The organism is Agromyces larvae (assembly GCF_022811705.1).
Classification (GTDB): domain Bacteria; phylum Actinomycetota; class Actinomycetes; order Actinomycetales; family Microbacteriaceae; genus Agromyces; species Agromyces larvae.
The window spans coordinates 1,995,943-2,016,241 of the sequence record NZ_CP094528.1 but is presented as its reverse complement, the minus strand read 5'-3'; the positions used below and the strand labels follow the sequence as shown (position 1 = coordinate 2,016,241).

Below are 20,299 nucleotides of genomic sequence, written 5' to 3'. Positions count from 1 at the left end.
GATCGTTCGTTCACCGGTCGAGCGGCGATGGCGGTGGGGCGTCCGGCGCGCTGGCTGGTGCGTCGGTTCCGTCGGATCCGAGGCGCGGGTCGACGGTCAGTCGAGGGGAGCGGTGTGCTCGGCGACGTGCCGGAGGTAGGCGTCGGCGTTGCGCAGGAGGCTCGCGCGCTCGTCGTCGGTGAGTTCGCGGCGGACTTTCGCCGGAACCCCCGCGACGAGTGAGCCGGGCGGCACGACGGTGCCTTCGAGCACGACGGCGCCGGCGGCCACGAGCGACCCTGCGCCGACGACCGCGCCGTTCAGCACCGAGGCGCCCATGCCGACGAGCGAGCCGTCCTCGACGGTGCAGCCGTGCAGCACCGCGTTGTGCCCGACCGACACGTCGGCGCCGACGGTGAGCGGGTAGCCGGCGTCGACGTGGCAGACCACGTTGTCCTGCAGGTTCGCGCGCGCGCCGATGGTGATCGGCTCCGCTTCGGCGCGCAGGACCGCGTTGTACCAGACGCTCGAGTCGGGGCCGAGCCGCACGTCGCCGACCACGACCGCGCCGGGAGCGACGAACGCGGTGTCGTGGATGGCCGGCTCGGGCACACCGGCGAGGCGGATGATGCGGGCGGACGGGTCGCTGGTCATGCGCCCAGCCTATGGGCGGATGCGACGTCGCGGCGTCGTAGGATCGGCGCATGACGCAGGCTTCGCACCCTTCTCATCCCGCGGTCGATCGAGTCGCTGCAGCGCTGGCGGCGCGGGGGCTCACGCCCGAGATCACCTGGTTCGACGACGCGGTCACGACCGCTCAGCTGGCCGCGGAGGCGCTCGGCATCGAGGTCGGCCAGATCGCGAACTCGCTGGTGTTCACGCTGGACGGCGAACCGATCCTGGTGCTCACCTCGGGTGCGCACCGGGTCGACACCGAGTGGCTGGGCGAGCAGTTGGGCGGCACGATCGCGCGGGCTTCGAAGGACGTGGTGAAGGATGCCACGGGCCAGGTCATCGGCGGTGTCGCCCCGGTCGGCCACCCCGCGCCGGTGCGCACGGTGGTCGACACGATGCTGGCCGACCACGAGGTGGTGTGGGCTGCCGCCGGTCACGCGAGGACGGTGTTCCCGACGACGTTCGCCGAGCTGGTCCGCATCACGGGCGGCACCCCGCACGCCGTCGAGCCCGCCCAGGTTCGCGCGGCGTGACGACTCCCGTCGTCTCCTGGCCGATCGTCGCGGCACCGCTCGTGCTGCGGCCGCCGACGGCCGACGATCTCGAGCAGGTGCTGCGCTGGCGCAATCGACCCGAGGTCACCAGGTGGCTCCTGCGCACGACCGTCGACCCGGACGCGTTCCGCAGCGCGTGGCTCGCCGGCGTCGACGATCCGCACGATCATGCCGTCGTCGCCGATCTCGACGGCGTGATCGTCGGCACGGGGTCGCTCGAGGTGGTCGACGCGATGGGGCAGACCGACGGGGCGGCGTGGCGTCGGGCGGAGGGGAGTCTCGGCTACCTCATCGATCCCGCGTACGCGGGCCGGGGATATGCGACCACGATCGCGCGGTCGCTGCTGGACGTCGCCTTCACCACGCTCGGTCTGCACCGGGTCACAGCGGGCTGCTTCGCCGACAACACCGCGTCGTGGCGGGTCATGGAGAAGGCCGGCATGCGTCGCGAGCAGCACGGCGTGCGCGACTCGTGGCACGCCGAACTCGGCTGGATCGACGGCTACACCTACGCGGTGCTCGCCGACGAGTGGCCGCCCCCGTCGTCCTGACGCCCACCAGCCCCGCCCCCTGCCCGGCCGACCACTCCGCCCCGGCCGCCTCCGGCACTGATGCGTCTGTGGCATACCGGTTGCCGCTGCTGCTCGTCCCGCCTCCGGCACTGATGCGTGTGTGGCATACCGGTTGCCGCTGCTGCTCGTCCCGCCTCCGGCACTGATGCGTGTGTGGCATACCGGCTGCTGCTGCTGCTGCCCGTCCCGCTTCCGGCACTGATGCGTCTGTGGCATACCGGTTGCCGCTGCTTCTCGTCCCGCCTTCGGCACTGATGCGCTCCTGGCATCACGGCCGGACGTCCGGATCGTGGCCGGTGATGCCACCCACGCATCAGTGCCGGAGGCGGATGGGGGCGGGTTGGGGTGGGGTATGCCACAGACGCATCAGTGCCGGAGGCGGATGGGGGCGGGTTGGGGTGGGGTATGCCACACACGCATCAGTGCCGGAGGTGGATGGGTGCGGGTTGGGGTGAGGTATGCCACACACGCATCAGTGCCGGAGGTGGATGGGTGCGGGTTGGGGTGGGGTATGCCACACACGCATCAGTGCCGGAGCCGCGCAGGATGATGCGCTGCGGCGAGGCGCAGGGCGAAATGCGATCTCGGACGGTCGGACGAATGGTGCGGTCGGGTGTCGGTGGGAGGGTGCAGCATTCGGTCGAGGAGGTGCGGATGGTGCACGAGCGATCGGTGAACGAGACGGATTCCGGGGACGAGAGCGGGGGCTTCGGCGAGGCCCGGCCCGGCGCCGAGGTGGGCGGTGACGCGGTGACCGAAGTCGACGTGCCGGGCATGGTGCTCCGGGTGCGGCGTCTCCGCGACCTGAGTCAGCGCGAGCTGGGTGCGATGGTGGGCGTCGATCAGTCGCAGATCGCGCGGATCGAGGGCGGGCGTCGCCGAGTCGACGTCGCGACGCTCGCCGGCATCCTCGCCATCGCCGGTCTCCGCCTCGCGATCGTGGATGCGCACGGCGAACCGGTCGCGACCGTTCCGCGCGACGTGGTGCGGGACAATGCGGGCCGGCGGCTCCCCGCACACCTCGATGCGAGGCCGCTCTCCGACCACCCGATCTCGGCGATGCTCGACACGCACTACGACCGGCCCCGACCGCGCGCCTGGTATCACCACCGTCCTCGGCGGGATCGCCGACGCCGTCGGTACTCGCTCGGCCCGATGGACGATCACCCGACCGGAACCAGCCTCGCCGCGTCGGATCGTGAGCGCCGCGACGCCCGACGCGCCCGAGCGTTTCGCCGCGCCTCGGAATCGTCCGACCCGGCATGCGGATGCCCCGTCGAGTGCTGGGTTTCACCCCGCTGCATCGACGACTGCACCTGTCGATGCGAGCCGTGAACGACCGGCGAGGCGGTGCGACTACGCGTCGCGGCGGGCACCGGCGCTGGGCTGCTCGGTGAAGATCACCGGTTCGCCGTAGCCGCGCTCGGCGAACGCGTCGCGAACGGCCTTCGAGACGGCCGGCACGAGGTCGACGGCGACGAGCGCGATCGCCGACCCGCCGAAACCGCCGCCGGTCATGCGCGCGCCGACCGCGCCGTGCGCCTGCGCCACCGAGACGGCGAGGTCGATCTCGGGCACGGTGATCTCGAAGTCGTCGCGCATCGACGCGTGCGAGGCATCCAGCAGGCCGCCGATCGCCAGCGGCCCCTGCTCGCGCAACGTGCGCACCGTGTCGAGCACCCGCCGGTTCTCGGTGATGATGTGCCGCACCCGGCGGAACGTCTCGTCGTCGAGCACCCGCTGCGCCCGAGGAAGGTCGCCCGCATCGAGATCGCGAAGGGACGACACACCGAGGGCATGCGCTCCGGCCTCGCAGGACGCGCGCCGCGCCGCATACCCGCCGGTAGCATGCGCATGCTCGACCTTCGTGTCGATCACGAGGATCGTGAGGTGCGACTCGGCGAGGTGCAACGGGATCACCTCGGCGTCGAGGCTGCGGCAGTCGAGGAACACGGCCGCGTCGGACTCGCTGAGCAGCGACGCGGACTGGTCGAGGATGCCCGTCGGCGCGCCGACGACCTCGTTCTCGGCGTGGCGACCGACCTTCGCGAGCGTCAGCCGATCGAGCCCGAGGCCCCAGTGCTCGTCGAGCGCGAGCGCGACCGCGCTCTCCAGGGCCGCCGAAGACGAGAGTCCCGCGCCGACCGGCACATCGCTCGTGATGAACAGGTCGACGCCGCTCGCCTGCGAGAGGTCGCCGCCGAATCGGCCCAGCGCCCACGCGACGCCGAACGGATAGGCGGCCCACCCGCTGACAGCGTCGGGTGCGAGGTCGTCGAGGTGGATCTCGACGGCATCGGGGGCGAACGACGTCGCGACCCGCACGACCCGGTCGGCTCGGCCGCCGAGCGCGACCCAGGTGCGCTCGGCGATCGCGAACGGGAAGACGAATCCCTCGTTGTAGTCGGTGTGCTCGCCGATGAGGTTCACCCGTCCGGGCGCCGACCAGACGCCGGCCGGCGCGTGCCCGTAGTACTCGGCGAACCGCTGCCGGGCGGTGACGGCGTCGATCATTCGCCCGCTCCTTCGATCGCGGCGCGCAGCGCCTCGGCCTGCGCCTCCGGTGGCACATCGCCGATCCAGGCGCCCATCGCGGCCTCGGATCCGGCGAGGAACTTCAGCTTGTCGGCCGCGCGCCGAGGGCTCGTGAGCTGCAGGGTGAGCCGCACGTCGTCGCGACGCTCGTGGACCGGGGCCTGGTGCCACGCGGCGATGTACGGCGTCGGCGTGTCGTAGAGCGCATCGACGCCGCGCAGCAGCCGCAGATAGAGGCGGGCGAGTTCATCGCGTTCGGCCAGCGTCGTCTCGGCCAGGTCGGGCACGTGCCGGTGCGGAACGAGATGCACCTCGATCGGCCAGCGGGCGGCGAACGGCACGTAGGCGCTCCAGTGCTCGCCGCGCAGCAGGACGCGCGGCCCGGCGAGCTCGCGCTCGATCAGGTCGGCCATGAGGGTCGGACCGTACGCGTCGATCGCGTCGAGCAGCCGCTGGGTGCGCGGCGTCACGTACGGGTACGAATAGATCTGGCCGTGCGGATGCCCCAGCGTCACGCCGATCGCCTCGCCGCGATTCTCGAACGGGAACACCTGCTGCACGCCGGGCAGCGCCGACAGTTCCGCGGTGCGCTGCGCCCACGCCTCGATCACCGTGCGCGCGCGAGAGACGGTCTGCGTGCCGAACGACCCCTCGTGGTCGGGCGCGAAGCACACCACCTCGCAGCGGCCGACCGAGGGGAGCGTGCGCTCGAGCCCGACCGCGCGGGTCGCCGCGAGCGCGGCGGCGGGATCGGCAGCAGGGGTTCCCGGCTCGGCGAGCGCAGGACCGAACGACGGGGAACGGTTCTCGAACACGGCGACGTCGTAGGTGCTCGGGATCTCGGACGGGTTTCCCGGCGACTGCGGCGCGAGCGGATCGAGATGCGCCGGCGGCAGGAACACCCGGTTCTGGCGCGCGGACGCGATCGACACCCAGTCGCCCGTGAGGGGATCCTGGCGCATGTGCGCGGTCGCGGGGCGAGGATCGAGCGCGCGGGCGTCGACGGCCCGCTCGGCGCCGAGCGCGGTGTCGGCGTCGTCGAAGTAGATGAGTTCGCGGCCGTCGGCGAGGCGCGCGCGGTGCATGGCGATGCGAGGGTCGGCGATCACCCCGCACACGCTACGGGATTTGCGTTTCGCAAACAAGCTGGTTTCCTATTGCAAAGCAACGCGGAGCCGGTGAGAATGCCGTGGTGACCGTAACCCTCGACTCCGCGCGCCGGCGCGAGCTCGCACTCGCCCTCGTCGGCGAACGGGGCTTCGTGCGCGTGACCGACCTGGCCGCCGCGTTCGGCGTCACCCCGGTGACCGCGCGCGCCGACCTCGATGCGCTCGAGCGCGGTGGAGCGATCCGTCGCGTGCACGGCGGCGCGGTGCCCGCCGCGACCTCCGCCGTCGACCTCAGGCCCGAGCGGGAGCCCAGCTTCGAGGAGGCGCTGGCCACGAGCGTCCGCCCGAAGGAGGCGATCGGACGCGCGGCGGCGGCGATGGTCCGAAGCGGCCAGAGCGTCATCCTCGACGTCGGCTCGACCGCACTGCAGGTCGCCCGGGCGCTGCGCTCCCGTGACGACCTCGTCGATGTCACCGTGTTCACGAACGGGCTGTCGATCGCGCTCGAGCTGGAGCGCGAGATCCCCCGGTTCACGGTCGTCGTCACGGGCGGCTCGCTGCGTCCGCGCCAGCACTCGCTGGTGCATCCGCTCGCCGGATCGATGCTCGACCACATCCACGTCGATCTCGCGTTCCTCGGCTGCAACGGCGTCGACCCGGTGCGGGGGATCACGAATGCGAACCTCCCCGAAGCCGAGGTGAAGGTGCTGATGCTGCGTGCGGCGGCTCGAGCCGTCGTGATCGCGGATGCGTCGAAGCTCGGCGAGGTGCACCTGGGCCGCGTCGGCGGCATCGACGAGGTCGACCTGCTCGTCACCGATGACCAGGCGCCGCCGCTGCTCGTGCGCGACCTGGAGGCCGCAGGGCTTGCCGTGCAGGTCGTCCCGACCGAGGCGTCGGCGGCCGATCTGACGGCCCGCGCAACGCCCTAGAGTATTCTCCATGATCCTGCCGACCGGCGAACAGCACGTCCTCGAGACCTCCACCGCGAGCGGCGACCTCCGCGCCACCGTCACCGGCGTGGCTGCCGCGATCCGCGAGCTCACCATCAACGGCATCGACCTCGTCGCGCCCTACCCCGAGGATGCGACGCCCCCGTTCTGCGCCGGCATCGTGCTCGTGCCCTGGCCGAACCGCATCCGCGACGGCCGCTGGAGCCACGGCGACGACGTGCACCAGCTCGCGATCACCGAGCCGAAGCTCAACAACGCGATCCACGGACTGCTGCAGTACACCGAGTACGACGTCGTCGAGCGCGACCGCTCGCAGGTGACCCTTTCGGCGACGGTGTTCCCCCAGCTCGGGTACCCGTACCTGCTGCGCACCGCGGTGCGGTACGAGCTCGTGGCCGACGGGCTCCGGGTCACGCACTACGTCGAGAACCTCGGCGGCGAGGCCGCACCGATCGCGGTCGGCACGCACCCGTTCCTGAAGATCGGCGGCGTGCCGACCGAAGACCTCGTGCTGCGCCTCGACGCGGCCAGCCACATCGAGGTCGACGAGCGGCTGCTGCCCACCGGCGAGGTGCCCGTGGACGACACCGAGTGGGACTTCCGCGAGGGGCGCCGCGTCGGCGATGTGTCGCTCGACGACGCGTTCGGCGAGGTCGCCAGCGACGAGGACGGCTTCGTCGAGCACACGCTGACGGCGCCCGACGGCCGCAGTGTCTCGGTCTGGGCCGAGGAGGAGTTCGCGTTCGTGCAGGTGTTCACCACCCGCGAGTTCCCGGGCGAATCCGGCGACGTGGCGATCGCGGTCGAGCCGATGACGGCGCCGGCCGAGGCGTTCAACTCGGGGCGCGGCCTGCGCTGGCTCGACCCGGGCGAGGAGTGGCACGCGAGCTGGGGCATCCGCTTCCGCGGGTTCGCAGCCGAGTAGCGCCGCGCCCGCTCAGGCCGCGCACTCGCCCGACGACACGGCCTCGGTGAGCGTCGACGCCTCGGCGGCCAACGGTGCGAGCGTCGCCGGCGAGATCGCGTACCCGACGTTCGCCACCTGCTCGCTCTTCGCGAAGACGACGCCCGCGACACGCCCGTCGAGGTCGAGCACCGGCCCACCCGAGTTGCCGTGCTCGACCCGTGCGGCGAGCGTGACCACGTCGCGGGTGGACGACACTCCGTCGACCTCGACGGTCAGCGGGCCTGCGGCGAGCACCCGCGCCGGCTCGAGCGTGAGCGGACCGCCGAACGGGTGCCCCGCCACGATGGCGTCGGCGCCGGTCGCCGGCGTCGCGGCCAGCTCCAGCGGCGTCGCATCCAGGTCGGGCGCGTAGACGACGGCCAGGTCGTTCGCCGCGTCGAACGCGACCACCCGGCCGGCCACGGGCAGGCGTCCGGGAGCCTCGACGATGGGCTCGGTGACTCCGGCGACCACGTGCGCGTTCGTGACGACGTGATCGGGCGAGACTGCGAAGCCCGAACCGACCAGGTCGCGGCCGCACCGATAGGCCGGCCCGGTGATGCGCACCACCGATTCGGATGCTTCGGCGATCGCCGCGCCGTCGACCGCGACGTCCGGGATCGCGGGCGAGGTCGTCGGTCCGCCCAGCACCTCCGTGATCCACGGCACCGCGCCGTCGAGCGTCGCGGTGCGGACCTCGGCGACGAAGCGGTCGACCGGCTCGGGCGTGAGGCTGTCGATGCCGCGCAGCACGAACGACGACGACAGCGCCGGGGAGAGCACGGGCACGCCCATGCGCGCGACGCCGGTGCCGACGATCGTCGCCGCCAGCGCCGCCACGAGCAGGCCGGCGATCGCGCCGAGGATCCGGTCGAACCAGCCGAGCTTCACCGCCCTGGCGCCGCGCCGCAGCGCACGCCCGATCACGGCGCCGATCGCCGTGCCCGCGGCCAGCGCGAGCAGGCCGACCGTGAGCGCCGCGGCGACGCGCAGATCGGGGACCGGCACCCAGCCGACCACGAGCGGCATGAGGAACCACGCCGCGATCCCGCCCGCGAGCAGTCCGACCAGGCCGCCGGCCGTCCGCAGCAGACCCGCGCGGAACCCGTTCACCACCGCACTCACCAGCAGCACCACGAGCAGGGCGTCGACGATGAGGGTCCAGGTCACGGTCGTCCTCTCGGAGTGGGCGGGCTCCCACACTCTCGCATCCGGCTCCGAGGGTGCTGAGGACGCGCCCCGCGCGAGTGCGAGGTCGCGGTCGGTTAGGGTCGAGGGGGTCCGCTCAGCGCGGGCCGTTGGTTCTCCGCCTGCACACGATGAGGAGTGACGGATGCGCGTCGGGATGTTGCTGAACTACGCCGGAGGCTTCCGTGAGGTCGCCGACGAGGTGGCCGAGCTCGAGGCGGCCGGGGTCGACCTGATCGCGGTGCCCGAGGTCTACACGTTCGACGCGGTGAGCCAGTTGGGGTTCCTCGCCGCGCGCACCTCCCGCATGACGCTGATGAGCGGCATCCTGCAGCTGTACACCCGCACTCCCAGCCTGACCGCGATGACCGCAGCCGGCCTCGACTATGTCAGCGACGGCCGGTTCGAGCTCGGCATCGGGGCATCCGGGCCGCAGGTGATCGAGGGCTTCCACGGCGTGCCGTACGACGCGCCGCTCGGGCGCACCCGCGAGATCATCGAGATCTGCCGACAGGTCTGGCGTCGCGAGCCGCTCGTGCACCAGGGCCGCAACTACCGCATCCCGCTGCCCGAGGGCGAGGGCACCGGCCTCGGCAAGCCGCTGAAGCTGATCAACCACCCGGTTCGCGAGCGCATCCCGATCACGGTCGCCGCCCTCGGCGCGAAGTCGGTCGAGCAGACCGCGGCGATCGCCGACGGCTGGCTGCCGATGTTCTTCCACCCCGAGCGGGCCCGTGACGTGTGGGGTGCCGCGCTCGACGCCGGATTCGCGCGTCGCTCGGCCGACCTGGGCCCGCTGGACGTCTTCGCGAGCCCCGCGCTGGCGATCACCGACCGGCCCGAGCTCATCGAGGCGGCGTACGCCGCGGTGAAGCCGAACCTCGCGCTGTACATCGGCGGCATGGGGGCGCGCGGCAAGAACTTCTACAACGACCTGATCGCCGGGTACGGCTTCGCCGACGACGCCCGCCGCATTCAGGACCTCTACCTCGACGGCCGCCGCGATGAGGCGATCGCCGCGGTGCCCGACGAGCTCGTCCGCGCGATCAACCTGATCGGGCCGGCCGCCGAGGTCGCCGAGCGGGTCGCGGCGTTCGCCGCGGCCGGCGTCACCACGCTCACGGTCACCCCGCTCGCGCGGTCGTCGGCGGAGCGGATCGCCCTCATGTCCGGATTCCGGGCGCTGGTCGGCTGACCCCCGAACGGGCCTAGCGGTGGCGACGCGGCGGGGTTAGCGTGTTCTCACGCACACATCGACGTGTCGCGGCTCGCACACGACGGAGTGGGCGAAGGGGAAACCTGGGGAGGAGCCGCTGTGACGGAACGCTCGGAGCCGCGAGGTCGGCGACGGTGATGCCGTCGCCCGCGTGCTGATCGAGCGTCCCGCCCGGCGGTGCCCCGGGTCTTCGCGCCGGGCCTTCGCAACCGACCTTCGCGACAGACCTCGCGGGAGGCCGGTGATCAGCGTGTACACTCGATTAGTCGATCTGGACTAATCGGAGTGGAGTACTGCGCATGGCATCCGCTGCATTCCGGCTCACCCCGCTCGCCGTGACGGCGCTCGCCCTCCTCGAAGAAGGGCCGATGCATCCGTACGAGATGCTGCAGCTGCTGAACCTGCGCGGCAAGGCGGCCCTGTTGCAGATCAAGCCGCCGTCGCTGTACCACTCGATGAACCGGCTCGTCGAAGTCGGCTTCGTCACCGTCCACGGCACCGAACGCGAGGGCAACCGACCGGAGCGCACCGTGTACGCGCTCACCGCGGCCGGCCGGGCGGCGTACATCGCGTGGGTTCGGGTGCGGCTCGACGACCCGGCCAGCCCGCAGGAGTTCGCCGTCGCGCTCGCCGAGTGCCACAACCTCGGCCCCGACGAGGTCGCCGCGGTGCTCGGGCGTCGCTGCGACCGGATCGTCGCCGATCTCGCCGAGCTCGACGACCAGCTCGCCGCCGCACGGGCGCGGGCGCTCCCCGAAGCCTTCCTCCTCGAATCCGACCGGCGGCGCGCCGTGCTCGCCGCCGACCTCGCCTGGACCTCCGACCTGCTCCGTCGCCTCGACGCCGACGAGGTCGTCTGGTCGCTCGACGACCCGCGCGCGGGCGCACCCCTGCACGCTCGAAAGGAACACTCATGACCGAACCCCTCACCGGGTCGACCGCGGCTCAGGCCGCTCCGCCCGCCCGCAGTCCGTGGCCCGGGCTCTGGGCCCTCGTCATCGGCTTCTTCATGATCCTGGTCGACACCACGATCGTGTCGGTGGCGAACCCCGCGATCAAGGCCGCGCTCGACCCCGACAGCGCGAACCTCGACAACGTGGTGTGGGTGACGAGCGCGTACCTCCTCGCGTACGCGGTGCCGCTGCTCATCACCGGGCGCCTCGGCGACCGCTTCGGTCCGAGGACGATCTACCTGATCGGTCTCGCGGTGTTCACCGCCGCGTCGTTGTGGTGCGGGCTGTCCGAGACGCTCGAGGGCCTGATCGCCGCGCGCGCCGTGCAGGGTCTCGGTGCGGCGATGATGACGCCGCAGACGATGGCGGTCATCACGCGCACCTTCCCGGCGAACCGCCGTGGTGCGGCGATGGGGCTCTGGGGCGCGACCGCCGGTGTGGCGACGCTCGTCGGACCGCTCGCCGGCGGCCTGCTCGTCGACGGGTTCGGCTGGGAGTGGATCTTCTTCATCAACGTGCCCGTCGGGGTGATCGGCTTCGTGCTCGCCTGGATCCTGGTGCCGAAGCTCGAGACCCACCGGCACCGGTTCGACGTCGTCGGGGTGGTGCTCAGCGCCGTCGCGCTGTTCCTCATCGTCTTCGGCCTGCAGGAGGGCGAGAAGTACGACTGGGGCCCGATCTGGGGCCCGATCACGGTCTGGGAGCTCATCGCGGCCGGCGTCGTCGTCCTCGCGCTCTTCGTCTGGCAGCAGGCCCGCACCAAGAGCGAGCCGCTCGTACCGCTCGCGCTGTTCCGCGACCGCAACTTCTCGGTCGCGAACCTGGGCATCGCGACGGTCGGCTTCACCGTCACGAGCATGGCGCTGCCGCAGATGTTCTACCTGCAGCTCGCGCGCGGCCTCACCCCGACCGAGTCGGCGCTGCTGCTCATCCCGATGGCGGTGCTCGCGGGCGTGCTCGCCCCTCCGGCCGGCAAGCTGCTCGACCGCATCGACCCTCGCTTCATGCTGGTGCCCGCGCTCGCGCTGCTGTCGATCTCGCTGTTCTGGTACGCCGCGCTGATGGGGCCGGACACCCCGGTCTGGATGTTCCTGCTGCCGTCGGCCGTGCTCGGCATCGCGAACGCCGGCATGTGGGGGCCACTGGCCACCACCGCGACCCGCAACCTCGAGCCGCGGCAGGCGGGCGCCGGTGCGGGCATCTACAACACCACCCGCACCATCGGCTCGGTGCTCGGGTCGGCCGCGATCGCCGCGTTCATGCAGAACCGCCTCGAGGCGAACCTGCCCGGCGCGGGGGACGCAGCATCCGGCTTCGGCGACGCGGGCGGTGCGATGCCGCAGTTCGTGCTCGAGGGCTTCTCGCAGGCGATGGCGCAGTCGGTGCTGCTGCCGGCGTTCGTCATCCTGGTCGGCGTCATCGCCGTCTGCTTCATGAAGAAGCCGGCCGGCCTCGGCATACCCGCAGCACGCGACTGAGGTGTTGATGCGAGTGCCGACCATCCGTGACGGACGGTCGGCACTCGTCATCGAGGAGTACCCCCGGTGGGGCTCGAACCCACGACCCGCGACTTAAAAGGACGCTGCTCTGCCAACTGAGCTACAGGGGTGCGATGTCGCTTGCTCAGCGTAACTTATCGATGTGAAGACCTGCTCTGCATGCCGTCGATCGCTCCCCACTTCGGAATTCACCTACGACCGCATGGGTTCGAGCTGGAGGCTGGAGAGGTCCGCACCCGACTCCGCCGTCGGCCCCGCGGAGTAGGGTGTCGGGGATGCCAGCCGACTTCCACAAGCCCACCCGCTTCCCGCCGGCTGCGTTCGGTGCGTTCATCGGCGCAGAGGACCCGGCCAACCTGAGCCGGGTCGCCCACGACACCGCCGCGGCGCTGCTCGCGCGCGTGCGCGCCGACCCCGATCCCGAGATCGTGCGGCGGCTGGTGACCTACACCGACTCGCACGGCATCGATGCGGTCGCCGAGCTCTGGTCGCAGGCGTCGGCCCGGAGTCTGCCGGGCGCACTGTGGCGGCTCTACCTGCTGCGCACGCTCATCCGGCAGGATCCGCGCGGCATCGCCCTCGCGTACCAGCGGGGCGCCGAGGTGTCGCGCACGATCGACCAGGTCGTCGCCGGGGCGGTCGCCCCGACCGGTCCCGACGAGGTGCGCGACCTCGCCGACCTCATCCTGCACGGCGCGTTCGCGGGAGACTTCGCGGTCGCGCTCGAGCGCGCGGCCGCATTCTGCCGGGTCACCTCGGCCGGCACCGCCGACCTCGCCGATGATGCGGATGCCTCGGATGCGACGCATCCCGATCGCCCCGCCGAACTCACCCGGCGCGCCCTGCGATTGACCGAGTTGGCTGATGAGCTGGCGGCGTGCGCCCGGCTCTGGCGGCACGACGCGCTCGACTGATCGGATGCCACGGGGCCGCGCGCGGAGCATCCGCCCCGATCGTCGCAGCGCGGAATAGGCACCCGCCCGGCTCGGTTACACTCGTATGGCCGGGCCGCAGTAACCCCGGGCTCCAATTCTCGCCGCTTCGAGCGGCCTCGCGCCGAGAGGCGTTCTGCGGCCCGGTACTTCCGTCTTCAGGCGGGCGCCGCGCGGGTCACGCCCACTCGGTCGTGCGCGTCTCGAGGTCGACGACGCCGACGCGATCGTGCGGGGTGAACGTCCGGATGCGCGAGCCGGCTCGTACCCGGTCGTCGGTGCGCCAGATCTCGGCGAGCTCCCGTTCCGCCTCCGCCGCGCCCGCATCGCCGGCGTCCGCCGCGACCGTGAGCCGGGCGAGCCGGTCGGTGAAGGCAGCGAGCTCGTCGGGCACGCCGCCGGACGGCCCGGCCATCGCCCCCCAGCCGTCCCACAGCAGCAGTTCGCAGCCGTGCCGGTGCGCGATGTCGCCGATGACGTACCCCTGCACGAACCCGGGGCCGCCGAACGGCGCGCCGGGCCCCACGCCGTACGCCGCGAGGTCGGTGCGCCCGGCCCGGTACGCGAGCCAGGCCTCGGCCGCCGTCTCGAAGGGCGCCCCCTCGCCGGTCGGCAGGTCGGCGACGTCGAACGCGAACTCCGAGGCATCCAGTTCGGGGTCGAACCGGCTCCACCGGCCGTCGACGTACCGTTCGATCACGACGTGGTCGTACCGGTAGTCGGGCGTGAAGTAGTCGGCGAAGCCGAGCCGGGTGCGTGCCGGCACCCCGTGTTCGCGCAGGATCGACACGCCGAGCAGCGAGTGGTCGCGGCAGCAGCCGCCGACGCGCGCCGCAGCGGGGCGCGGGGCGTCGAGTGCGATGTCGGCGCGCTCGGTCGCGACCTCCAGGATCGAGGTGACCCACCGCAGGTCGATGTCGGGCTGCTGGTGTTCGCCGGCGGGTACCCGGTCGGCGCGGTAGTGCACGATCGTCGCGGTGACGGCGCGATGGATGGAGCTCGGTTCGGGAGCGATCGAGGCGACGAGGTCGCGGTACGGACCCGGGTCGCTGAAGGGGGAGTGACGGGCTGCGGGAGCGGCTTGCTCGGCGATGGAATCGGTCATGACCTCAGCGTCGAGTCCGCCCCGGGGGCGGAGTCAAGCAGCGACGGCGACGCCGGGATCGGCATCGCGATCTGCGCGGCGATCGCGTCGGGATCGTCGGGCCACGCCTCGGCGTACCACTCGCGCGGGGCGCCGGCGTCGGCGATGCCGCGCGGCGAACCTGCGACCGCGCGCACGGCATCGTAGAACCTGAGCAGCGCGGGGTACTCGAGCTCGCGGGCCGTGATGTCGACGACCGCGAACCGGGCGGCGGGCTCCTCGCGGAGGAGGACCTGCCCGCGCGGGCGCGCCGGCCCGTCGTAGGGCACGCACGTCTCGACCCGTCCGGCCAGCTCGAATCCGACCGGCTCGTGGAACAGCAGCCAGTGCTCCGACAGCGCCGTCGCGCCCTCGGCGTCGAGCGTCTCGCGGATCGCGACCACGTCCGAGAGCGCGCTCGGCACCAGTTCGTGCTGGCGCACCGTCCGAGTGATGGTCGCCACCGTCTGCGCGGGGCGAGCTTCGATCCGCACGGCGCGGTCGAGCTCCGCAGACGGGGCATCCGCCGGGTCCGCCGGGTCCGAGACCACCGCTGTGTCGGCGACCGCCGCCGTGTCCGCGACCGCCGCCGCGTACTCGACCGTCTGCGCGCGCAGCGCGAACCCGGCGCGTTCCTCCGCCCACCACGCGAGCAATCGGGGCCGCAGCTCGGCCGGAGGCCCGTCGAGCAGCGACCCGACGACGGCCAGCGGCACGTCGAGCCGGCGCAGCGCCGCGATGGACCGGCCGCGTGCGACCTGCTCGGGCGCGTATCGTCGGTACCCGGTCGCCGGGTCCACCTCGGCGGGCGTCAGCAGTCCGTTGGCGTCGTAGAGCCGCAGCGCCTTAACCGACAGGCCGGTGGCACGGCTCATCTCGCCGGTTCCGAGCGCACGCATGAGTTTCTCCTATGTCAAGTGTTAGGCCGCGAGTGGGTGGCTCGCGGGGGTTTGTGCGGGGTGCTGGTCGGTGTGGAGGGCATGGAAGACGATGCGGACGAGGCGTCGTTTCAGGCAGCGGAGGGCTTCGACGGTGGAGTCGCCCGTGTCGAGTCGTTTGCGGTAGTAGGCGCGGCCGAGGCTGTCGAGTCGGATCTGGGTGACGGCGATGCGGTGAAGGGCTGCGTTGAGTTGCCGGTTCCCGGTGCGACTCATCCGGACCCGCCCTTTGGTGTTCCCTGACCAGACCGGCAGGGGTGCGACGCCGGCGTTCATCGCGAAGCATGCTTCGGACCGGAAGCGGTCGACGTTCGCGGTCTCTCCGGCGATCTTCGCCGCCGTCAGAGCGCCGCAGCCGGGGATCGCGAGCAGGTGCGGGTAACGGTCCTCGACCAACGCAGTGATCCGCTTCTCGAGGTCGTCGATGCGGGAGCTGCCCGCGTCAATGTCCGCGAGGACATCGCGTGCCAGTTCAGCGACCAGTCCGTCGCGGCCGTCCAACCAGTCCGCGACGCGTCTCCGTTGCTTGCTGATCGCGAACCCTTTCACCGGAACATCGAACTCGGGATCCAGTTCATGCAGATGCCAGCGGAGTCGGTTGATCTGACGGGTTCGTTCGCCGACCAGGTCTTCCCGCCTGTCGACGAGCAGTTTCAGTTCACGGGTCGACTCGTCGTGCGACGCGACGGGGAGGTCGGGTTCGCGCAGCGCCGCGCGGGCCACGGCCATCGCATCGATCGGATCGGACTTGCCCCGTTCCCGGGACGATGCGCGGGACTGGGCCATCAGTTTCGGCGGCACCCGCACCACGTCCTGCCCCGCCGCGAGGAGGTCGCGCTCGAGTCGTGCTGACAGGTGGCGGCAGTCCTCGATACCCCACCGCAACTCGCCAGGGAACTCGCGTCTGGCCCACCGCATCGCCGTCTCGTGGCCACCGGTCGTGGCCTTCACGGTCTTCTCACCGAGCTTGCGGCCCACGTCGTCGACCGCGACGAACGTGTGCGTGGCCTTATGGACATCCGCACCGATGACGATCACCATGGGAATCGTCTCCTTCCAACATCCGAACGGGACAGGTTGGGCCGGTCGGCGGACAAACCTCAGTCGGGGGCGATGCCACGCTCCTATCAAGTCACGCCGGCCGGTCCATCACACCCGGCATCGGCAAAACGCATGCACGCCAACCCGAAAGCGGCAGTCACGCTACGAGCCAGACACCAGGTGATCAGGATCCAACCACCGCGAAGCGGCACTGTCACCCTGACACTGAGGTCACGGTAGCGCAGACTCGGCCGGAGCATCCCCGTAGCATCGAGGCATGCCCGACACCGTGACCCTCCTCATCGAGCCCCTGCCCGCCGACGCACCCGAATCCGCCATCGAGGGCACCTTCCGCGAGGTCGACGCGGCCGAGCCGGCGTTGCGCGTCGGCGAGCTGTCGACGCAGCGCGGCGACGGCATCTTCGAGACCATCGGCGTCGTCGACGGGCACGCGCAGGAGGTCGGGCCGCACCTCGAACGGCTGCGCAACTCGGCCCGCATCTGCGAGCTGCCCGAGCCGAACCTCGCCCAGTGGCGCGCCGCGATCGACCTCGCCGTCGCCGACCTGCCCGGCGAGGGCGAGTTCGCGCTGAAGATCGTGCTGAGCCGCGGCATCGAGCAGGGGCCCACGCCCACCGCCTGGCTGCACGCCGTCGCGGCGAAGGACTCGACCGCGGCGCGCGAGCGGGGCATCCGGGTGGTCACCCTCGACCGCGGCTACGCCCGCGACGCCGCCGAGCGCGCACCCTGGCTGCTGCTCGGCGCGAAGACGCTGTCGTACGCGACGAATATGGCCGCGCTGCGCGAGGCGGCCCGGCGCGGCGCCGACGACGCGATCTTCATCTCGAGCGACGGGTTCGTGATGGAGGGGCCGACCTCGAGCGTCATCCTGCGCATCGGCGGCGCCTACGTCACGCCCGCGACGACCGGCGCGATCCTCGCGGGCACCACCCAGCAGAGCCTGTTCGAGCACCTGCGTGCGATCGGCCGCGAGGTCGTCGAGCGCGACGTCGCACTCGACGAACTGCGCCGGGCGGATGCCGCGTGGCTGGTGTCGAGCGTGCGGCTGGCCGCCGGCGTCGTGGCGCTCGACGGCGAGCCGTTCCCGTTCGACGCCGACGAGACGCGGGCGTTCAACGAGTACCTGCTGAGCCCGCGCGACTGAGCGACCCCGGGGTTACCCGAACCGGCCCGAGACGTAGTCCTCGGTCGCCTGCACGCTCGGCTTCGAGAAGATCGTCGTGGTGTCGTCGTACTCGATGAGCTTGCCGGGCTTGCCGGTGCCCGCGATGTTGAAGAACGCGGTCCTGTCGCTCACGCGCGACGCCTGCTGCATGTTGTGGGTCACGATCACGATCGTGTACTCCTGCTTCAGCTCCTCGATGAGATCCTCGATCGCGAGCGTCGAGATCGGGTCGAGCGCCGAGCAGGGCTCGTCCATCAGGATCACCTCGGGCGACACCGCGATCGTGCGGGCGATGCAGAGGCGCTGCTGCTGGCCGCCGGACAGGCCCGAGCCGGGGCGGTCGAGGCGGTCCTTCACCTCGTTCCAGAGGTTCGCACCGCGCAGCGAGGTCTCGACCAGCTCGTCGGCGTCGGACTTCGAGATGCGCTTGTTGTTCAGCCGCACCCCGGCGAGCACGTTCTCCTTGATCGACATCGTCGGGAACGGGTTGGGCCGCTGGAAGACCATGCCCACCTGCCGGCGCACCATCACCGGGTCCACGCCGGCGCCGTAGAGGTTGTTGCCGTCGATGCGCACCTCGCCCGCGACCCGCGCACCCGGGGTGACCTCGTGCATCCGGTTCAGCGTGCGCAGGAACGTCGTCTTGCCGCAGCCCGACGGGCCGATGAAGGCCGTCACGGTACGCGGCTCGATGTCGAGGGTGATGCCCTCGACGGCGAGGAAATCGCCGTAGTAGACGTTCAGGTCGTTCACTTCGATGCGCTTGGACACTGGCTCTTCGATTCCTTCGGGGTGCGGGTGCGGGTCGGATGCGCCGGTCAGCGGCCGGACTTCGGCGAGAACGCCTTGGCGATCACCCGAGCGACGATGTTGAGCAGGGCGACGATGAGGATGAGGGTCAGCGCGCCCGCCCAGGCGCGGTCGACGTACGCCTGGGTGTCGGCGCCCTGGTTCATGTACTGGGTGTACACGAACACCGGCAGCGTCATCATCCGCTCGCCGAACAGGTTGTAGTTCATGCTCGTCGTGAAGCCCGCGACGATGAGCAGCGGTGCGGTCTCCCCGATCACGCGGGCGATCGAGATCATGATGCCGGTGACGATGCCGGCGACCGACGTGGGCAGCACGACCTTCACGATGGTGAGCCACTTCGGCACGCCGAGCGCGTACGACGCCTCGCGCAGCTCGTTCGGCACGAGCTTCAGCATCTCCTCGCAGCTGCGCACCACGACCGGGATCATGAGCACCGAGAGCGAGACCGACGCGGCGAAGCCGCTGCGGATGCCGGGATCGCCCGTGATGAGCGCGAACAGCGCGAACGCGAACAGACCGGCCACGATCGACGGGATGCCGGTCATCACGTCGACGAAGAAGGTGATGCCGTGCTTCAGCCGGCCCCGACCGTACTCGACGAGGTAGATCGCGGTGAGCAGACCGACCGGCACCGAGATGACGGCGGCCATGCCGGTGATCAGCAGCGTGCCGATGATGGCGTGCAGCGCGCCGCCGCCCTCGCCGACCACGTTGCGCATCGAGTTGGCGAAGAACTGCACGTCGAAGCGGGGCAGACCGTTCACGAGCGTGGTGAACGCGACCGAGATGAGCGGCAGCAGCGCGATCGTGAACGCGATGGAGACGAGCGCGGTGATCAGCCGGTCGGCGGCGCGCCGCGCGCCCTCGACGATGCGCGACAGCACCCAGATCACGACGGCGTAGCACACGACGCCGACGAACACGGCGCCCACGATGTCGAACTGCGACCCGTTCGCGGCGGCCAGGATGCCGAACAGTGCGGCGGCGGCGGCGAGGCATCCGAGGAGGACCCACAGCCACGCGAGGCGCGGGAGCCGCGCCGCGGTCAGCGAGTTCGCGATCCCCGTGGCGGGCGACGGCCCGCCGCGGGCCGGCGTCTTCGGGGGAGTGACGGTCAGGCTCATCAGTTCGCTCCCGAGAATTCCTTGCGGCGCTCGACGATCCAGCGCGCGAGCATGTTGACCGCGAGGGTGATCACGAAGAGGATCAGGCCGGTCGCGATGAGGATGTTGACCCCGACGCCGTGCGCCTCGGGGAAGTTGAGGGCGATGTTGCCGGCGATGGTGTTCGGGTTCTGCGACTGCAGCACCGCGAACTTGATCACCGCGGCGGGCGAGAGCACCATCGCGACGACCATCGTCTCGCCGAGCGCGCGTCCGAGGCCGAGCATCGAGGCCGAGATGATGCCCGGAGCGCCGAACGGGATCACGGCGAGCTTGATCATCTCCCAGCGGGTCGCGCCGAGGGCCAGGGCCGCCTCCTCGTGGAGGACGGGCGTCTGCAGGAACACCTCGCGGCAGAGCGCGGTGATGATCGGCAGCACCATGACGGCGAGCACCACCGCGACGGTGAGGATGGTGCGGCCGGTGCCGGACACGGGCGGCGCGAACAGCGGGAACCAGCCGAACCACTCGCTGAGCGTCGTCCAGAGCGGTTGCACGCCGGGGGCGAGCACCGTGATGCCCCACAGGCCGAACACCACCGACGGCACCGCGGCGAGCAGGTCGACGATGTAGCCGAGGCCCTGGGCGATGCGGCGCGGCGCGTAGTGCGAGATGAACAGCGCGATGCCGAGCGCGACCGGGATGGCCATCAGCAGGGCGAGGAACGCCGCCCAGACGGTGCCGAAGGCGAACGGCACCACGTATTGCCAGAAGTTCTCGGCGTCGCCCTTGAACGAGCCGGGCTCGGCGGTCAGAGCCGGCAGCGACTGGGCGAGCAGGAACGCGGCCACGGCCGCGAGGGTGAGGAGGATCAGGACGCCGGCGATGAGCGCCGCCTTGGAGAAGATGCGGTCGCCGAGTCGCTGTTTCGCTCGGACCGGCGGTGCGGCGGGGGAGGTCGTCATGGCCGGGGCTCTTCCTGAT

Annotated in this window: 20 protein-coding genes and 1 tRNA gene; 10 read left to right on the top strand and 11 right to left on the bottom strand. The window is 71.4% G+C overall.

Features of this window, described 5'->3' with window-relative positions; all coding sequences use genetic code 11:
- Positions 1-96: 96 nt before the first annotated feature.
- Positions 97-633: a gamma carbonic anhydrase family protein gene (locus MTO99_RS09880; protein ID WP_243553453.1), complete on the bottom strand. Its 537-nt coding sequence runs from the start codon at positions 631-633 to the stop codon at positions 97-99.
- Between the two features lie 50 nt (positions 634-683).
- On the opposite strand from MTO99_RS09880, the gene MTO99_RS09875 reads away from it, so the two are divergent.
- From MTO99_RS09875 to MTO99_RS09865, 3 genes are all read left to right on the top strand, one after another.
- Positions 684-1,187 (top strand): YbaK/EbsC family protein, encoded by a 504-nt coding sequence (locus tag MTO99_RS09875; protein ID WP_243553452.1) that lies wholly within the window; start codon positions 684-686, stop codon positions 1,185-1,187.
- Positions 1,184-1,759: a GNAT family N-acetyltransferase gene (locus MTO99_RS09870; RefSeq protein ID WP_243553451.1), complete on the top strand. Its 576-nt coding sequence runs from the start codon at positions 1,184-1,186 to the stop codon at positions 1,757-1,759. Before MTO99_RS09875 ends, MTO99_RS09870 begins: the two co-directional genes overlap by 4 nt.
- A 456-nt stretch (positions 1,760-2,215) precedes the next feature.
- Positions 2,216-3,115: a helix-turn-helix domain-containing protein gene (locus MTO99_RS09865; protein WP_243553450.1), complete on the top strand. Its 900-nt coding sequence runs from the start codon at positions 2,216-2,218 to the stop codon at positions 3,113-3,115.
- A gap of 21 nt (positions 3,116-3,136) precedes the next feature.
- Here the strand turns inward: MTO99_RS09865 and galK are convergent, their stop codons facing one another.
- Together galK and galT are read right to left on the bottom strand one after the other, a co-directional pair.
- Entirely contained in the window at positions 3,137-4,294 is a 1,158-nt protein-coding gene (gene galK, locus MTO99_RS09860) for a galactokinase (RefSeq protein WP_243553449.1), read from the bottom strand.
- Entirely contained in the window at positions 4,291-5,400 is a 1,110-nt protein-coding gene (galT, locus tag MTO99_RS09855) for a galactose-1-phosphate uridylyltransferase (protein ID WP_243559048.1), read from the bottom strand. Before galT ends, galK begins: the two co-directional genes overlap by 4 nt.
- Positions 5,401-5,507: 107 nt before the next feature.
- Between galT and MTO99_RS09850 the strand changes: the two genes are divergently transcribed.
- Both MTO99_RS09850 and MTO99_RS09845 read left to right on the top strand, forming a co-directional pair.
- Entirely contained in the window at positions 5,508-6,356 is an 849-nt protein-coding gene (locus MTO99_RS09850; RefSeq protein ID WP_243553448.1) for a DeoR/GlpR family DNA-binding transcription regulator, read from the top strand.
- Between the two features lie 10 nt (positions 6,357-6,366).
- Positions 6,367-7,302 (top strand): aldose 1-epimerase family protein, encoded by a 936-nt coding sequence (locus MTO99_RS09845; RefSeq protein ID WP_243553447.1) that lies wholly within the window; start codon positions 6,367-6,369, stop codon positions 7,300-7,302.
- 12 nt (positions 7,303-7,314) lie between these two features.
- On the opposite strand, the gene MTO99_RS09840 is transcribed toward MTO99_RS09845, so the two are convergent.
- Positions 7,315-8,493, bottom strand: coding sequence for a MarP family serine protease (locus MTO99_RS09840; protein ID WP_243553446.1), 1,179 nt, complete (start codon positions 8,491-8,493; stop codon positions 7,315-7,317).
- Between the two features lie 163 nt (positions 8,494-8,656).
- On the opposite strand from MTO99_RS09840, the gene MTO99_RS09835 reads away from it, so the two are divergent.
- From MTO99_RS09835 to MTO99_RS09825, 3 genes are all read left to right on the top strand, one after another.
- The gene (locus tag MTO99_RS09835) at positions 8,657-9,706 is read left to right on the top strand and encodes an LLM class F420-dependent oxidoreductase (protein ID WP_243553445.1); all 1,050 of its coding nucleotides are present in this window, start codon (positions 8,657-8,659) and stop codon (positions 9,704-9,706) included.
- Between the two features lie 320 nt (positions 9,707-10,026).
- Positions 10,027-10,644 carry a PadR family transcriptional regulator gene (locus MTO99_RS09830; RefSeq protein WP_243553444.1) on the top strand — a complete coding sequence of 206 codons (618 nt, stop codon included), beginning with the start codon at positions 10,027-10,029 and terminating at the stop codon, positions 10,642-10,644.
- Positions 10,641-12,158, top strand: a complete 1,518-nt coding sequence (locus tag MTO99_RS09825; RefSeq protein WP_243553443.1) for a DHA2 family efflux MFS transporter permease subunit — start codon at positions 10,641-10,643, stop codon at positions 12,156-12,158. The genes MTO99_RS09830 and MTO99_RS09825 overlap by 4 nt, the downstream gene beginning before the upstream one ends.
- Positions 12,159-12,216: 58 nt before the next feature.
- Here MTO99_RS09825 and MTO99_RS09820 read toward each other — a convergent pair.
- Positions 12,217-12,289, bottom strand: a tRNA-Lys gene (locus MTO99_RS09820).
- Positions 12,290-12,454: 165 nt separating this feature from the next.
- Between MTO99_RS09820 and MTO99_RS09815 the strand changes: the two genes are divergently transcribed.
- On the top strand, positions 12,455-13,093 hold the full coding sequence (locus MTO99_RS09815; RefSeq protein ID WP_243553442.1) for a DNA-directed RNA polymerase subunit beta: 639 nt from the start codon (positions 12,455-12,457) through the stop codon (positions 13,091-13,093).
- A 196-nt stretch (positions 13,094-13,289) separates the two neighbouring features.
- Here MTO99_RS09815 and MTO99_RS09810 read toward each other — a convergent pair whose 3' ends face one another.
- The 3 genes from MTO99_RS09810 to MTO99_RS09800 are packed head-to-tail and all read right to left on the bottom strand — an operon-like array spanning position 13,290 to position 16,213.
- The gene (locus tag MTO99_RS09810) at positions 13,290-14,216 is read right to left on the bottom strand and encodes a transglutaminase-like domain-containing protein (RefSeq protein WP_243558858.1); all 927 of its coding nucleotides are present in this window, start codon (positions 14,214-14,216) and stop codon (positions 13,290-13,292) included.
- Positions 14,213-15,133, bottom strand: a complete 921-nt coding sequence (locus tag MTO99_RS09805) for a MerR family transcriptional regulator (protein ID WP_243558856.1) — start codon at positions 15,131-15,133, stop codon at positions 14,213-14,215. Before MTO99_RS09805 ends, MTO99_RS09810 begins: the two co-directional genes overlap by 4 nt.
- A 21-nt stretch (positions 15,134-15,154) precedes the next feature.
- Entirely contained in the window at positions 15,155-16,213 is a 1,059-nt protein-coding gene (locus MTO99_RS09800; protein WP_243554124.1) for an IS110 family RNA-guided transposase, read from the bottom strand.
- Positions 16,214-16,490: 277 nt separating this feature from the next.
- Between MTO99_RS09800 and MTO99_RS09795 the strand changes: the two genes are divergently transcribed.
- Entirely contained in the window at positions 16,491-17,378 is an 888-nt protein-coding gene (locus MTO99_RS09795; RefSeq protein ID WP_243558854.1) for an aminodeoxychorismate lyase, read from the top strand.
- A gap of 12 nt (positions 17,379-17,390) precedes the next feature.
- On the opposite strand, the gene pstB is transcribed toward MTO99_RS09795, so the two are convergent.
- From pstB to pstC, 3 genes are read right to left on the bottom strand one after another with little or no spacing between them, the layout of a single operon-like run.
- The gene (gene pstB / locus MTO99_RS09790) at positions 17,391-18,170 is read right to left on the bottom strand and encodes a phosphate ABC transporter ATP-binding protein PstB (RefSeq protein WP_243558852.1); all 780 of its coding nucleotides are present in this window, start codon (positions 18,168-18,170) and stop codon (positions 17,391-17,393) included.
- 47 nt (positions 18,171-18,217) lie between these two features.
- The gene (gene pstA / locus MTO99_RS09785) at positions 18,218-19,336 is read right to left on the bottom strand and encodes a phosphate ABC transporter permease PstA (RefSeq protein ID WP_243558849.1); all 1,119 of its coding nucleotides are present in this window, start codon (positions 19,334-19,336) and stop codon (positions 18,218-18,220) included.
- Positions 19,336-20,280 (bottom strand): phosphate ABC transporter permease subunit PstC, encoded by a 945-nt coding sequence (gene pstC / locus MTO99_RS09780; protein WP_243558847.1) that lies wholly within the window; start codon positions 20,278-20,280, stop codon positions 19,336-19,338. Before pstC ends, pstA begins: the two co-directional genes overlap by 1 nt.
- Between the last annotated feature and the right edge of the window lie 19 nt (positions 20,281-20,299).